Origin of the sequence: Pseudomonas sp. C27(2019), assembly GCF_008807395.1 — a bacterium.
Classification (GTDB): domain Bacteria; phylum Pseudomonadota; class Gammaproteobacteria; order Pseudomonadales; family Pseudomonadaceae; genus Denitrificimonas.
In genome coordinates, this window is sequence record NZ_CP043320.1 from 147,160 (window position 1) to 161,036 (window position 13,877).

The 13,877-nt window shown below is 45.5% G+C and carries 15 protein-coding genes; 2 read left to right on the top strand and 13 right to left on the bottom strand.

All coding sequences use genetic code 11. From position 1 onward, the window contains the following. Positions 1-309: 309 nt before the first annotated feature. The 5 genes from FXF61_RS00710 to FXF61_RS00730 all read right to left on the bottom strand — a co-directional run bounded on the left by FXF61_RS00710 (position 310) and on the right by FXF61_RS00730 (position 4,852). Positions 310-2,325, bottom strand: coding sequence for a DNA topoisomerase III (locus tag FXF61_RS00710; protein WP_151183462.1), 2,016 nt, complete (start codon positions 2,323-2,325; stop codon positions 310-312). A 51-nt stretch (positions 2,326-2,376) separates the two neighbouring features. Further along, complete coding sequence (ssb, locus tag FXF61_RS00715; protein ID WP_151183463.1) at positions 2,377-2,826, bottom strand: single-stranded DNA-binding protein; 450 nt, start codon at positions 2,824-2,826, stop codon at positions 2,377-2,379. 152 nt (positions 2,827-2,978) lie between these two features. Beyond that, on the bottom strand, positions 2,979-3,239 hold the full coding sequence (locus FXF61_RS00720; protein WP_151183464.1) for a hypothetical protein: 261 nt from the start codon (positions 3,237-3,239) through the stop codon (positions 2,979-2,981). 380 nt (positions 3,240-3,619) lie between these two features. After that, a complete protein-coding gene (locus FXF61_RS00725) occupies positions 3,620-4,120 on the bottom strand; it encodes a DUF3158 family protein (protein ID WP_151183465.1) in 501 nt (166 codons plus the stop codon). 3 nt (positions 4,121-4,123) lie between these two features. Then, positions 4,124-4,852: a PFL_4669 family integrating conjugative element protein gene (locus tag FXF61_RS00730; RefSeq protein WP_151183466.1), complete on the bottom strand. Its 729-nt coding sequence runs from the start codon at positions 4,850-4,852 to the stop codon at positions 4,124-4,126. Positions 4,853-6,054: 1,202 nt separating this feature from the next. Between FXF61_RS00730 and FXF61_RS00735 the strand changes: the two genes are divergently transcribed. Both FXF61_RS00735 and FXF61_RS00740 read left to right on the top strand, forming a co-directional pair. Then, positions 6,055-6,318 (top strand): type II toxin-antitoxin system Phd/YefM family antitoxin, encoded by a 264-nt coding sequence (locus tag FXF61_RS00735; RefSeq protein ID WP_178087231.1) that lies wholly within the window; start codon positions 6,055-6,057, stop codon positions 6,316-6,318. Then, positions 6,302-6,652 carry a type II toxin-antitoxin system RelE/ParE family toxin gene (locus FXF61_RS00740; RefSeq protein WP_151183468.1) on the top strand — a complete coding sequence of 117 codons (351 nt, stop codon included), beginning with the start codon at positions 6,302-6,304 and terminating at the stop codon, positions 6,650-6,652. Before FXF61_RS00735 ends, FXF61_RS00740 begins: the two co-directional genes overlap by 17 nt. 90 nt (positions 6,653-6,742) lie before the next feature. On the opposite strand, the gene FXF61_RS00745 is transcribed toward FXF61_RS00740, so the two are convergent. From FXF61_RS00745 to FXF61_RS00780, 8 genes are read right to left on the bottom strand one after another with little or no spacing between them, the layout of a single operon-like run. Then, the gene (locus FXF61_RS00745; RefSeq protein ID WP_178087232.1) at positions 6,743-7,093 is read right to left on the bottom strand and encodes a hypothetical protein; all 351 of its coding nucleotides are present in this window, start codon (positions 7,091-7,093) and stop codon (positions 6,743-6,745) included. Continuing rightward, the gene (locus tag FXF61_RS00750; protein WP_151183469.1) at positions 7,086-7,307 is read right to left on the bottom strand and encodes a hypothetical protein; all 222 of its coding nucleotides are present in this window, start codon (positions 7,305-7,307) and stop codon (positions 7,086-7,088) included. The genes FXF61_RS00745 and FXF61_RS00750 overlap by 8 nt, the downstream gene beginning before the upstream one ends. 1 nt (position 7,308) lies before the next feature. Further along, positions 7,309-8,592, bottom strand: a complete 1,284-nt coding sequence (locus tag FXF61_RS00755) for an STY4528 family pathogenicity island replication protein (protein WP_256663467.1) — start codon at positions 8,590-8,592, stop codon at positions 7,309-7,311. Further along, positions 8,582-9,247: a DUF2857 domain-containing protein gene (locus tag FXF61_RS00760; protein ID WP_178087233.1), complete on the bottom strand. Its 666-nt coding sequence runs from the start codon at positions 9,245-9,247 to the stop codon at positions 8,582-8,584. Before FXF61_RS00760 ends, FXF61_RS00755 begins: the two co-directional genes overlap by 11 nt. Continuing rightward, positions 9,237-10,958: a ParB family protein gene (locus tag FXF61_RS00765; RefSeq protein ID WP_151183472.1), complete on the bottom strand. Its 1,722-nt coding sequence runs from the start codon at positions 10,956-10,958 to the stop codon at positions 9,237-9,239. Before FXF61_RS00765 ends, FXF61_RS00760 begins: the two co-directional genes overlap by 11 nt. Then, positions 10,948-11,250, bottom strand: coding sequence for a hypothetical protein (locus FXF61_RS00770; RefSeq protein WP_151183473.1), 303 nt, complete (start codon positions 11,248-11,250; stop codon positions 10,948-10,950). Before FXF61_RS00770 ends, FXF61_RS00765 begins: the two co-directional genes overlap by 11 nt. Then, complete coding sequence (dnaB, locus tag FXF61_RS00775; protein WP_151183474.1) at positions 11,247-12,593, bottom strand: replicative DNA helicase; 1,347 nt, start codon at positions 12,591-12,593, stop codon at positions 11,247-11,249. Before dnaB ends, FXF61_RS00770 begins: the two co-directional genes overlap by 4 nt. 3 nt (positions 12,594-12,596) lie before the next feature. Further along, entirely contained in the window at positions 12,597-13,457 is an 861-nt protein-coding gene (locus tag FXF61_RS00780; RefSeq protein WP_151183475.1) for a ParA family protein, read from the bottom strand. Positions 13,458-13,877 lie beyond the last annotated feature (420 nt).

Consider the following 13,877-nt stretch of genomic DNA (forward strand, 5'->3'; position numbering starts at 1 on the left):
AGCAAATGATCTCTAGGCTCTTGAGAAAAGCGCAGAGATCATTTGCCTGTTATTGTGCTGGAAAGTAAAAAAGAGAGGGTATCGACCAGGATACCCTGATGTGAAATAAGCCTAAAATACGAAGTGGAGTCGAATCACTTGTATTGCTGATCTTCCTTAGGCAAACAGCTTTAGGGTTTGTTAATCACTCGCATATCAGGCACAGACGAATGTGTAATACACGAAGTAATCAACGGGCTGCTACATAGTTGACTGTCACGTAGCCAAACAGGGTTTGAACATTCATTATTAAGGAAATACGCAAGGCTATCAAGTCTTTGCGGTGCGTGACCGCGAATTGGTTTTCTTACGCGGCTTTGATTCAATATTGATAATGCCTTTGCAGTCAGGGTACTTAGAGCATCCCCAGAAAAAGCCATTGCTACCTTTGCGTTTTCGGGTTGGGCTACTGCATAAGGGGCAGGCAGGTGACGGCTCAACTTTAATTTGCAGTGGCAGATGTTTGTATTTCTCGACGACGTTACCAATCCATGTTGATTGTTTTTGCACAAAGCTTTCTAAGCTGAGCTGGTTGTTTTCAACCATATCAAGCGCTTGTTCCCAAATAGCGGTTGTTCCAGGATTTGAGATGGCTGGCGGCACGGCTTTCAGAAGGTCGTGTGCCTCACTGGAAGCCAGCAAAAATTTGCCTTTCTTGACGAGTAGATTCCGGTCTAAGAGGTTCTTAATGATGCTGGCACGGGTGGCGTTTGTACCAATGCCAGTGGTTTCACGCAGCTTGGCTTTTAAACGAGGATCTGTCACAAGTCGAGCAACGTTCTTCATTGCTTCAATCAGCGTACCTTCAGTAAAGAGCTGGGGTGGCTTGGTTTGCAGCGCTTTGATGCGCGTATCTTGTACAGAGCATTGCTGGCCTTGTTCCAGCGGCGGAAGAATCTGCCCACTTTTTTCTGAGGCATCATCATTGGCATCGTCAGAGTCTGAATCAGCTTGCTGCTTTTGTGTGATCTTCCAGCCTTGAATGATGATCTTCTTACCGCTGGCTTTGAGCGTATGTCCAGCGGATGTCAGTATTGCATCGGTTTTATCGAACTCATGTGCTGGGAAAAACTGAGCTAAGTAACGTGTTTTTATGAGCTCATACACATTGCGCTCTTTGTCAGAGAGAGCAGATAAATTAATGGTTTCGGCGGTGGGAATAATACCGTGGTGAGCGGTGACTTTTTTGTCATTCCAAGCCGGTGAGCGTAATGCAGGATTGGCTTGTTGAATGAGTCCCGTCAGCGCAGCGTCTGATTTTGCTAACGCATTGAGAATGGCCGGTGCTTCGCAGTGCATGTTTTCAGGCAGGTAGCCGGTATCAACACGAGGGTACGTTGTCGCTTTATGTGTTTCATACAAGGCTTGGACTGTATCTAAAGTTTCTTGAGCGCCCATACCAAAACGAGCAGAGCATATTTTCTGCAACTCACCTAGTTCAAAAGGAATAGGTGGTTGTTCTTTTTCTCGTTTTAAAGTGACTGACTCAACTCTGGCAGCACCGCTTGCACGTATTGTTTGAGCAGCTTGCTCTGCAATCGCTTGATTGAGGCAACGCCCACGCTCATCGGCATAGTCTTCTGGGCATATCCATCGAGCCGTAAAACCTTGGCTAGTATGCAGTAAAACATTCACTGTCCAATACGGCACAGGGGTAAAGTGACTTACTTCATTCTCGCGGTCAGCGACCAGCTTAACTGTAGGCGTTTGCACACGGCCAACCGTCAGAACACCGTGGTAGCCTGCTTGTTGGCCTAGCAGAGTAAACAGACGAGACAAGTTCATGCCGATCAGCCAGTCAGCGCGTGAGCGCCCCAGCGCTGAATAATATAAAGACTCAGTTTCTTTACCGTCTTTTAATTGTGACATCGCTTTTTTGATGGATGCCTCATTCAGCGCAGATAGCCACAGGCGTTTGATCGAACCACGGTAATTGCAGAGATCAACCAGCTCACGGGCAATCATTTCCCCCTCGCGATCGGCGTCTGTCGAGATAATCAATTCAGTGGCTTTTGCCAGCAATGACTTAACGACTTTGAACTGTTTGGCTGTGCTCTTTTTGACTGTCATTTTCCATTGCGTAGGCACAATCGGTAAATCAGCCAGCGCCCAGCGTTTATAGGCTTCATTATAAGCCTCTGGTGGCGCTGTTTCGATGAGGTGGCCAATACACCACGTCACTACAGTGCCTTGCCCCTGAAAGTACCCGTCACAGCGCTGGTGGGCACCGAGGGCTTGGGCAATATCTTTGCCTTGAGAGGGTTTTTCGCATAAATAAACTTTCATGATAATTGTTTAAGTTCTTTTAAATGCTATGAATTGATTCGAAAATAACCATCAGTACGGGATTTCGTCATCAAAGCTATCGTAGTTGGTGTTAGGTGTGTCATGTGGTTCTGCGGGCGTGCCTGTATTGGAAGGGCGCGCTGCTTCAGCTGCCGGTTTCTGGTCTAGAAATATAACTTCACCGCTCATATCGACTACAACTTCGGTGGTGTAGCGTTTGATGCCATCTTTATCTTCCCAGACGCGTGTTTTTTGTTTGCCTTGAATATAGAGCCGAGATCCTTTGCTGACATATTGAGCAATGAGCTCGGCGATTTTCCCAAAGGCGACAATTCTATGCCACTCGACTTGTTCTTTGGTTGCTCCAGTTTCTTTATCGACCCAGGATTCACCGGTTGCCAATGTAAATGCTGCGATTTGCTTACCCGCTGAGGTTACTCGGCAGTCTGGTTGACCGCCAACATTACCGATGAGCTGTACTTTGTTTAAGCTGCGAGCCATGTGCATAGTCTCTTGATGAATGGAGTATGCACATTGCAAGAGAGGTCGAGGGAAAACAGTAAACAAACTGATTTTAAAACATTCGGTTTACGCAGGTGTTCACAGTGTGAACACCTCTGTAACAGTTAGAGTTTTTGTTAACTGTATAAACTCTAAGCAGTTATGTTTTGTTTTTTGAAAAGTGGATCTGCTCCAATAAAAACAGAATCGGGGACAGCCTTATATTCATGCCTGGTGATGTCAAATTCACCGTGAAACCATAGACGTAAAAATTGCATGCCTTCCTCTGAATTAAGCTCAAGTGCGTACTCAATTGCTGAGACAGCTGCATTAGCAGATTCAGAATGTGATGGGCTGGATGAGGTTAAGGATGCCAGTGCAATTTCTAATTTAACTTTTGCTAATTTGACCATTGTGAGTCCATATCGGAAATAGATTGTAGGCCAGAAAGGTGTTTGTTTTGGCGGAACAAAAAATGCTTTAGACAACTCAGGATTATTCCGCCAAGGATTCTGGGGTTTGAGTACTACACAGTGACTTGAGATCTAGGAGGGTTCAGCAAACAAATTGATTTGAGCTCGTTTGGTTTGTTTAGAGATTAAAAACTTGTGCTGCTCATTTTCGCCTAGCGAAACGGCGGTGCTTAGGTATCGGGTTTATTGAGGTGTTAACACTGTTAACAGCAGCACTGTTCATTTTCGTTAGGCGAAAAAATTGTGTACACGTTGAGGTGAGTTCTGGCGGAACAAAAACTGTTATAGGTTGTACTGTGTTATTCCGCCAGTGCGCTGCCTCAAATTTTCGAAGTTCTAACTTGTGCCAGTACTTCATCAGCGGCATCTATTTTGGCTGCACACTCTCTAGCCTGTTTCATAATGAACTGCATGCATGACATTTGCATATTGAGAGTAATGCGTAGCTTTTCTAAGGTATGCAATTCATCGAGTAAATGTTCTGGTGTGCTTGGGTGATGCATTGTGTCAATCCAATGTTGTACGCCCATGCCTTGCAAATCTTTTGTGACCCAGCGTAAATGAGTTGCCCCAGACTGAGAATTCTGTAAACGAGCTGATGCATACAATAATGAGAAAGGTGGCTTTCGTGCCAGGCTGTTTATTTCCTGAATCATTGCGGCAATTCCCTCGCGTGCTTCTTGAGCTTGCTGCTCTAAAACCTCGAAGTCCCCTTTACCCTTAAAAGGCTTTAAAAGGCCTTTTAGGGAGGGGGTTTGTTTGTTGCTTAGGTAGGCCGTTTGTTCAGTAAGACTGTAGAGGGTTTGTTTGTACGTTTGCATGCTTTAGTCCTCTGCCACTTCGGTAGAGTTGTCATCTGCTGCAGATTCAGATGTTCGTTGCCCAATCAGTGCTGGTGCAAAGTCGCTACGTCGTGAGCCATCTAAAATATCCTGCGGCGGCAAACCGTGCTTATCTATTGCAGCACGAGCTTTAGCATTACTGGCGGCCATATCATCACGGCTTACACCGGCATTGCTGTAGCGTTTGGCGAGTCCGAACAGGCTGCGTAATAAATGTGCGCCTTGATCCAGATAGTTTTCAGTATCGCGTCTTGATAGTAACCCTGTGTGATTGGCCAGTAAGATTTTACGAGCAAGGCTATCGTAGGCTTCAAGCAGATACACGCCACGAAAGCCCATGTGACTACCAACAAACAGTGGTGTGGAAAAAGGCTTCTGGTTCAAGTTGTCGGTGATTGTGATTTGTGTCGGTATTTTTTCGATGAGCTTATCAATGAGCTGCGTCAGGTCTTTCATTTGCTCCTGGGCAGTTTCTAACTTTTCTTCAATCTGAATCATCCACCAATCGGCATACGGATCGTTTCGTGCTGATGCCATTTTAATAAGATTGGTAATGCTGAAGTAGACAGACATGCCTGGTGTTGAGTGTCCGTCAGAGTTCTTTTTTCCTTGCCATACCCGCACTGCATGATAGGTGTGCAGTTTTAATTCAACCTGACTGCGTAGTGAGCCTAGATTGAGTTGATAGTTTTCGGTCGTTGATTCGGTCATACAGCCTCCTATGTGTGGTGTATGAACAGTGCGATAAACGGCCTATCTATGCAGCAAACAAACTGATTTTGATTTGTTCGGTTTAAACAGATTGTTAAAAAAGATCTTTAGGTATGTGGTTTATTGAGGTGTGTAGGGCCTACACAGCAGTGCCGTTTATTTTCGCCTAGCGAAACGGCGGTGCTTAGGTAGGCGGTTTATTCAGGTGTAAACAGTGTTTACAGCAGTGCCGTTTATTTTCGCCTAGCGAAACGGCGGTGCTTAGGTAGGCGGTTTATTCAGGTGTAAACAGTGTTTACAGCAGTGCCGTTTATTTTCGCCTAGCGAAACGGCGGTGCTTAGGTAGGCGGTTTATTCAGGTGTAAACAGTGTTTACAGCAGTGCCGTTTATTTTCGCCTAGCGAAACGGCGGTGCTTAGGTAGGCGGTTTATTCAGGTGTAAACAGTGTTTACAGCAGTGCCGTTTATTTTCGCCTAGCGAAACGGCGGTGCTTAGGTAGGCGGTTTATTCAGGTGTAAACAGTGTTTACAGCAGTGCCGTTTATTTTCGCCTAGCGAAACGGCGGTGCTTAGGTAGGCGGTTTATTCAGGTGTAAACAGTGTTTACAGCAGTGCCGTTTATTTTCGCCTAGCGAAACGGCGGTGCTTAGGTAGGCGGTTTATTCAGGTGTAAACAGTGTTTACAGCAGTGCCGTTTATTTTCGCCTAGCGAAACGGCGGTGCTTAGGTAGGCGGTTTATTCAGGTGTAAACAGTGTTTACAGCAGTGCCGTTTATTTTCGCCTAGCGAAACGGCGGTGCTTAGGTAGGCGGTTTATTCAGGTGTAAACAGTGTTTACAGCAGTGCCGTTTATTTTCGCCTAGCGAAACGGCGGTGCTTAGGTAGGCGGTTTATTCAGGTGTAAACAGTGTTTACAGCAGCGCCGTTCATTTTCGCCTAGCGAAACGGCGGTGCTAGGTATGTGGTTTATTGAGGTGTGTAGGGCCTACACAGCAGTGCCGCTCATTTTCGCCTAGCGAAACGGTGGTGCTAGGTATGGGGTTTATTGGGGTGTTTAGGCCCTAAACACCTACGACATTCATTTTCGCCTAGCGAACAGCGGCGTTATAAGGTGGTCTGTATTTGGTCTTTATATGGATTTCTGTGCTTTGAGTGTGTATCTTTTAACTTAGTATTAGGTTGGTAGCGATCAGGAGATCATTATGGCTTTATCACGTATTACTACTGTTTCAGCATTTAAAAAAGATTTAGCTTCGATGGATGTATCTGAGCCTGTTGTGGTTACTCAGAATGGGGAGCCTCTTTATGTGGTGCAAGATCCAGTGCAGTTTGAGATGCAGCAAGAACAGATGGCGTTGCTGAGATTATTGTCTTTTGCTGAAAAAGATGTAAAAGCTGGACGAACGGTTTCGGGGTCTGTTCTTAAGGCTGGACTAAAGGATTTGATGAATGGCAACGATCACTAGCATTGAGTATTCACATACCTTTAGAGAGCAGCTTTATAGTCGTTTTAGCTATCTGTCACGACATCTGGGTGAGCAAACATCACAGGATTTATTAGCAGGCTTTCTTGAGTCATTTGAGGCAAGGGTGCAAATACATCCAGCATCAGCGCCTGTATGTCTAGAGGCAGCTGATGTCGGATTAACCGCGTACCATGACTACATCGATTCAAAGCTGCAGTTGAGGGTTGTCTATCGTGTGACTGATAAAGCGGATACAGTGTTTGCTTTGCTTTTTTTGAATACTAGACAAAGTATTCGTGAGGCGCTAATTCAGCATTGCTTGAAGCAAGAATAAATTTAGAGTTAGTCTGGTTCAGTCATAGGCTGCCTGTCTTAGCTCGGTAGAGAGCTTGCAGCGGTAGCTTTTCAACGATAGAAAGCTAACTCATATGCTAGTGACCTCGGTTTTCCATAAAGCGACTATTTTTATAAAGCTCTCGTGAAGGCTGGGGTTCACTGTGTCTGGGTAGTGATGAAAGCGCGCAATCAAGCCGAACACACTCAACATATCGTCAGCAATGCGCTTATCCACGCCCCACAGGTCTGTCATGTCAAAACCACCGTGCTCGGCAGCGTTCCACCAAGCGAGTAGAAAGCTTGCTACGATCTGGCTTTGGCCTGAAGGATGCAAAGCAATGTTGACCAAGCGAGTTAAGGCATCTAACTCTGATTGCTGTGGCGGCATGGGTGCTTTAAAAAGCATTTTCACCTCCATAAGTTCATCGTTATTAAACATGACTTCTCCTTATATCTCTGAGTTTGAGGCGTAAAGAATTGGGTTGGTATTCAATCAATTCGAGCTGCTTATCTGCACCGGCAGAGCTGAGAATCTGCTGTGCTTCATCGGTTGAGAAAAAGCCTGCATGATTGATGTTTGACGTGTATCCGTAGGAATCTTCCATCCAGTATTGGCAGTGCTCACCTGACCAAATAACAAAGTACGCCTGCATGTTAAACAGCCTCCGTGCTTGTTGACGGGCGATTGCCCCTAAACGATTTCAGAAGGTTTTGTATGTCTTGACGGCTGGCTGCTGCTTCCGCAGATAGCGTTTCTGGAGTTGCTCTTTGTGCTGGAGTTATCGGTGCTCGAACGTGTTTGTAGCTTGATTTTGGTTCGGCAGGCGTGGGGTTGGGAGCAGCATTGGCAGCCCAAGCTTTGAACTCACCGCGCTCAGCTTTTCGTATGAGTCCGAATAGATAACCACTGGGGTTGCGTATCTCTCCAGTCACACAGCGAGATGCCAGTTCGTGAAGAATTTGTTGTTGGACAAGTGGGTTGAGATTGCTGAGTTGAGTGATGGCCTGGTCACGCTCATGTGGATTAAAAAACTCCGATAGCGTGTTTGGCCATTGAAGCTCGTGCTCCTGAGTTTTTCCAGCTTCGTCTAAGTACAGTACAGTACATATATATGTACTTAGTACAGTACTAGTACTATGGTTCGGATTCCGAACCCTGTTGATTTCAGTGGGTTTGAGCCTTGGTTCGGAATCCGAACTCGGTTGGTTTTGAATCCGAACCCGGTGATTTTTGCTTGGTTCGGAATCCGAACTCAGTGGTTTTTGATTCCGAACTCGGTGATTTTTCCCTAGTTCGGAATCCGAACCAAGGGTATGAATAGGGTTGTTTTGATGTTCAATGCGCTCTTTTAATATGTCCAAACGAGATGGTAATTCTTCGCCCGCTTGCTCTAAATCGCTGACTGCATGTTGAGCAACGATGCGTACTGACTTGTTGGCATGCGTAATGCTTTTGGCTATTAAGTCTTTGTAGGTCAAATCTAGCTGTGAGGCTTCAGCGATAGAAATAGGTTCGTCATGTAAAATATACATCGAACCTTGAATTCTTCCTGTAGTAGCGTCTCTGCTTTGGGTGAGTAAGCTGAGCCAGCGTGTTAAGCGCAGAACAGTAATGACACGAGCAATGGTTTCTTTAGAGGCTAGCTCTCCGTAGGGAACCATAGAAAGGTAAGGTTGCAGGTCTTTATAGCGAGGAACAGCAAACCCTTGCTTATCTAAAAGCATTTTAAAAACAAGCCAAGCATTGCGCTCTAATGGCGTTAAACGACTGTCTAAAAGAAGTCGGGTCGGTACGATTTCTTGAGCTATACCGCTAAATAAGAAACCATTGAATCCACTTTGTCCTTCAGGACTTGGCTTAGCCACGTCTGGAAGATCCGGCCATTTTTTGGCTGCTATGTCGGCAACTGTGTTGTTCCAGTCAAGGCTATTCATCATCAGCCTCATCGGTGTTGCCGTTGAGATAAAGCATGAGCTCTTGCCAGGTGAGTGCAATAGGAACGTGTTGCTCTTCTGCGATCATAATCATGAGGTCTAGTTGACTCATTTCATCGAGTTCAGCACCACTGCTTGTATTGGTAATTGCTGCAGTATGCTGACTGCCATGCTCCTGCTCACCTTGCTTAACTAAATCAACCCAGCGTTCCCAGATAGCATGTTTTTGGTGTTCTTTTAGAGTGGGTAAGCGACCCTTGGACGTGGTTATGTTGAGCGCACGTCTGCGTGACGCTGTTTCACTGTGATCAATGCCGAAAAACTGAGCCATCATTTTGGATGAGGCTCCAAGTTTTAGTACACGTGAAATTAAGCGTTCGCGTTGTTCGTCATGTTCAACTTTACTCATGATGCGACTGAGTAACTGCTGGTCAATGTGAGGCTTGATCCATAAGAACGGACTGTTGATCAGCCGATTAAGAGCAGTGGGTGATAGGCTTTGTAAACGGCCAATAATTTCCTCGGTAAAGCCTAAGGCACGGCACTGATGAAATTTTCCGTTATGGGCTTCTTGCAGGACAAAGTTAATCAGCGCCTGGTTAACAGGGTTGATATTTTGAGCAGCAGATGGCGAGTAATGCTCCAAACTATTCAGCATGGCCGAGACCCTCTTCTTTGCAGTAATCGACGAGTTTTCTCGCAAGGCGAATGAGCCTGAACAGCTTAACGAGCTCAACATCCGGTAAACGTATAAGTCCGATATCCTTAGCTGGGTTATAGCCGATAGTAATGTCGTAGCTGCCAACTAAGATTTGGCTGAATAACGCAGCAGAAAGAGGTGCGGGGAGCTGCTCGTTAGAGTGGTTGTCATTTAAACGTAGCAATGATGTTAGTAATAAAAATACGGTATTTGATGTGGGGCTGGAATCGTGCTCTAGCTTATCGAAACCAAAACCGAGGCCTTCTTGGGTCGCAAAGATGCCTTTAATATTTGCAAAATAAGCAAGATCACTCACTAAAAGACTAATCTGGTGGCGTAATTCTGCCGGAGAGTCGATTTGCTTTTCGATATACCAGACGTCAGATACATTGGCCATGCGTCCGCCGGCCATTACAGGAATTGCTTTTAGCGCGTTTTCTTCAAAGTTCGGTAAAGTATCGCCTAGCACCTGCGCAACTTGTTGTTTGATACGAGTAACGCGCTCTGTCTCATTGGATGGAGAAACGATATGGCCATCAATAATGGCTTGGCGCTCACTATCACTGCATTCGGCTGTGTTGCTTGGTGGCTGACGTTCAGCTTGGTTTATTTGGCTGATGGGTTTTTCAAGAGAATCCCCTGCATCATCTAGCCAATCTTCTTGTTTTTCTGAGTACTCATCTATCTTAGGATCTGAGTGTTGGTTGGTGTCAGTAGAGGCGGCAGTAGACGTTATTGGCTGCGGTGGATTAGCTTCAATTGTTTTTAAAGCTTCAGGCGAAAGCGGGTTTTTATCTAAGTGGTTTTTATTGCCTGCAATTTCCAGATCCAGTTCTAACGAGTGGTAGTCTTGTCCAAGCATCGCAGCCATCTGTCCAAGCATCTGGTCACGAATCACTTCAAAGTTGAATGAGTCAGGTCCATTGTCGTGCATGGATAGCACCATTAACCAAAACTCTAAAAAATCGCTGTCGTCATACTTGTTCCAAACCTTGGTTAGGCTATTTTTCAAGATGATTAGGTTTTCTATTTGTGGTCTACCCAGCCCTGATAACAAGGTGTTAGGTAGTGCAGGCTGGATGCTGTTAATACACTCGAGCATTCGACCTATGAGCGCATGAGATAAAGGATAGCCATCTGCTCTGAGTCGCTCAGACAATTTACGTAGTGAGAGTTCTTCGCTTAACTCCGACTCATACAGAGCCTTCATTTGCGCTACACCTTGAGCGCGCTCAATGAATGTGAGTGCGCCGTGTAGTTCGTTTTCAGCAAGGTGGCCAATCAAAGCATTGGCTTCTGATTGCCAAGGCCTGAACAAGCAGTGAATGCGGAAAAAACGATCATCTTTTGTTTCAGCATACAACTCGTTGAGAATGGCCAAGCGAGTATTACCGCCAGTGCTGATAATGAAGTGTTCTTCACCAGGACGGCGTGTAATAGGAGGCGAATGATCAAGTCCACGGGCTTTAATCGAGGCTTTTAGATCGTCGTAAAGAGGGTTCTTTGTTTGGCGAGGGTTGTTTTCATACGCGCGCAGTTGATCAAGAGTGACCACCATCGGAGTATCTAGCTGTGGATCAGGCAATCGCTTAATTGTTGCAGCTCCCGATTTAAAGGTTTGCTGTTCCAATTGCTCGGTAATGAGCGCTTCTGTGATTTTATGATTCATGAGCAGAACTCCTTTTTACTGCTGCAGGACTTGTTTCAAAACGAATGATTTGAATCGGTGTGCAGTGAATGGTGTTGATGTTTTTGAGCTGTTTACTAAGGGCATATAGAAATTCAACAGCGTTGCTTACTTCGTTTAATACGACGGTGCAAATTTGAGCTGTTTGTGACTTTTGGTTGCCCATAACAATGCTGATAATCTTGAGGGCACGCTGTTCTTGCAAGTCTTCAATGTGCTCTAAAAATACGATTAAGCAGGGGAAAGTACTTTCGATTGTTAAGGTGACTTTCATCGAAAAGACTCCACTGCTAAGTTCTCGAAGGATGTTTGCTCTGCGATATATGTAGCGCGAATGGTTCCAGTGGGGCCGTTTCTATTTTTAGAAATAATAATTTCAGCAATGCCTTTGTCTTGGCTCTCTGGGTTGTATTGTTCATCTCGATAGATGAATAGAATCAGGTCGGCATCTTGTTCAATCGCGCCTGATTCGCGGAGATCGCCGTTGTTTGGGCGTTTATTTGGACGTTGTTCCACTTGCCTGTTTAGCTGAGAAAGGGCTATGACAGGACACTGCATTTCTTTAGCAAGCGCTTTGAGAGATGCAGAGATTTCTGCGATTTCTAAATTGCGACTTTCTACCTTTGATTTTTCTGAGCGCATGAGCTGCAGGTAGTCGATGACAATTAAGGCTGGAGCCCCAAATTGTCGTGCCGCTCGACGGGCTTTAGCGCGTAGTTTGGTTGGTGAAAGCTGGGCTTCATCGTCTAATACAAATCGGGATTGCACTTGTTTTATTTTCTGTGCTGCGAGGCTTAATTTTGTCCAATCATCATCGACTAGGTCGCCGGTTTTTAGATTGTGTAAATTGATACGTCCAAGCATGGCAAGCATGCGATAAATAATTGCTTCGGCAGGCATTTCGAGGCTATAGAACTGAACAGTTTTATCAGCAGGAGCATTTTCTAATGCGGATAGAATGAACTTTAGGCCAAGGCTCGTTTTTCCCATCGAGGGGCGAGCAGCGAGCACGATGAGGTCTGCGGGTTGCAGACCAGCGGTTTTGTCATTTATTCCGTCTATTCCGCAATCTAGGCCAGTGATTGAGCTGTCGCTATTGAAATGGGCATCAATCTTGTCAATAACAGCGAGGGTTGTGGCTTGAATGTCAATGAAGCTGGTTGATTTGGCACCTGTTAGATTAAACAGTTTTCCTTCAATATCTTCTCGGACTTGGCTGCTACTCGACTCTAATGAGCTTGCCTGGCGGCTGCACTCGAAGCCGATGGTTGCCAGTTGCCTGAGTAAGGAACGCTCTTTAACAATATTGCAATAAGCTTGAATGTTAGCGACTGACGGAACGTTTTTACATAGCTCACCAGCGTATGGAAGTATGTCTGTACTGTAGAAAACACCGGCATCTTGTGCATATTCGGCAATCGTGATGAGGTCAAAAGGCGTATCGTTTTTAGCTAAATGAGAGATGATTTTAAACAGCTCAACGTGGTCTTTTTTATAAAAGTCATTGGCTGTTATCTTGTCTGCAACGTAATCCCAAGTAGAGTTATCTAACATTAAACCGCCAAGCACTGATTGCTCGGCTTCAAGCGAAAATGGGGGCTGTATTAAGGTGTCCATACCTTACTCCTCTTGTACGGCGGCTGAAGCTAAAGTCTCTGCCGTAATGCTTTGTATATTGGCTTTCCACTCTGGAAAAATCTCAATAGCGAGCAGTTTCATGGTGTCTAAAGCAGCAGGAGCTTTTCGTCCACTGGGTTTTTTAGACTCCAATCTATGCGCTGGTAGTGATAGGGAGGCGGCCTTGCGGTATGAGGCAATGCCTGGAACGGGCGTTTTGAGCACGCGCACGTCGGGGTCATCCAAAAAAGTTCGTTGCAGGCTTTTGGTGATAAGCCGGGCATCAACGGAGATGAAGTCTGCTCGGTTAATGAAGATATTAAGTTTTGGTAACGTAATACCCATGAACTCGTAAGTGCGCATTTCTTCAAAGAGAGTGGTTGTTCCTCGGCGAAACTCACGCGCTGCAAGCAGTTCCGGGATGACGGGGGACAGAGCGATGTCTGATGCGAGAAGAGCCATCTCAAGGGTGACAGAGCGAGCCCCCTGAGTATCAATAACAACTAAATCGTAATGAGCTTCAAATGCTTTGAGTAAACGCAGTAACCGCAAGCGCCCATCTGCGGCGTTAAGTAGCAGGTTTGCCAATTGGTTTTGATCATCATTTGACTTGATCAGATGCAGGTTTGGGATGCTGGTATGAGAAACGATTTCTTCTAAGCGAGTTTCATTCCACCCTATGAACTGAAAAGTACCGCCAGCGGCTTCATGGGTTAGTTTGAAATAACTGGATAGCGTCGGTTGGACGTCTAAATCAATAAGGAGAGTTCTTTTGCCAGCATCTGCCACGAGAGCGGCAAGATTTACTGCGGTTGTGGTTTTGCCAACGCCACCTTTGGTAGAAATAACAACTAGAGTTTTCATCGTCTGTGCCTCAATCAATTACTAAAGATTGAGGGCCAGCTAGATGTTGAATGAGTAATTCGTTGTTATAGTTTTTAACGCTCTATCTGATGAGCAAACTTGTAATCAGTAGGTCCCGAGTTCGACTCTTGGTGCCGGCACCAAATCAAAAAAGCCTCGCAGAAATGCGGGGCTTTTTTGTATCTGCTATTTGACTTTTGATGTTTTATTTAGATGCTTGAACATGGCGTTTCTATCTAAAATTGTAAGTTGATTATTCAGCCGGTTTAATAAAACCGCTGTGACGCGCTTTAAAGCTCAGCATTAAGGCGCCTTGTCTGCGTCACAGGACGTTCGCTGGCATCAGTGAACGTATGGATTGGCATTAAGCGACACCGTTTTTCAAGACTGGCGTAAGCGTATGCTTGTCTGAATGATGCC

Coding starts and splice junctions, on each gene's coding strand:
- FXF61_RS00710 (WP_151183462.1), bottom strand. CDS start 2,325: ATGAAAGTTTATTTATGCGAAAAACCCTCTCAAGGCAAAGATATTGCC.
- ssb (WP_151183463.1), bottom strand. CDS start 2,826: ATGGCTCGCAGCTTAAACAAAGTACAGCTCATCGGTAATGTTGGCGGT.
- FXF61_RS00720 (WP_151183464.1), bottom strand. CDS start 3,239: ATGGTCAAATTAGCAAAAGTTAAATTAGAAATTGCACTGGCATCCTTA.
- FXF61_RS00725 (WP_151183465.1), bottom strand. CDS start 4,120: ATGCAAACGTACAAACAAACCCTCTACAGTCTTACTGAACAAACGGCC.
- FXF61_RS00730 (WP_151183466.1), bottom strand. CDS start 4,852: ATGACCGAATCAACGACCGAAAACTATCAACTCAATCTAGGCTCACTA.
- FXF61_RS00735 (WP_178087231.1), top strand. CDS start 6,055: ATGGCTTTATCACGTATTACTACTGTTTCAGCATTTAAAAAAGATTTA.
- FXF61_RS00740 (WP_151183468.1), top strand. CDS start 6,302: ATGGCAACGATCACTAGCATTGAGTATTCACATACCTTTAGAGAGCAG.
- FXF61_RS00745 (WP_178087232.1), bottom strand. CDS start 7,093: ATGTTTAATAACGATGAACTTATGGAGGTGAAAATGCTTTTTAAAGCA.
- FXF61_RS00750 (WP_151183469.1), bottom strand. CDS start 7,307: ATGCAGGCGTACTTTGTTATTTGGTCAGGTGAGCACTGCCAATACTGG.
- FXF61_RS00755 (WP_256663467.1), bottom strand. CDS start 8,592: ATGATGAATAGCCTTGACTGGAACAACACAGTTGCCGACATAGCAGCC.
- FXF61_RS00760 (WP_178087233.1), bottom strand. CDS start 9,247: ATGCTGAATAGTTTGGAGCATTACTCGCCATCTGCTGCTCAAAATATC.
- FXF61_RS00765 (WP_151183472.1), bottom strand. CDS start 10,958: ATGAATCATAAAATCACAGAAGCGCTCATTACCGAGCAATTGGAACAG.
- FXF61_RS00770 (WP_151183473.1), bottom strand. CDS start 11,250: ATGAAAGTCACCTTAACAATCGAAAGTACTTTCCCCTGCTTAATCGTA.
- dnaB (WP_151183474.1), bottom strand. CDS start 12,593: ATGGACACCTTAATACAGCCCCCATTTTCGCTTGAAGCCGAGCAATCA.
- FXF61_RS00780 (WP_151183475.1), bottom strand. CDS start 13,457: ATGAAAACTCTAGTTGTTATTTCTACCAAAGGTGGCGTTGGCAAAACC.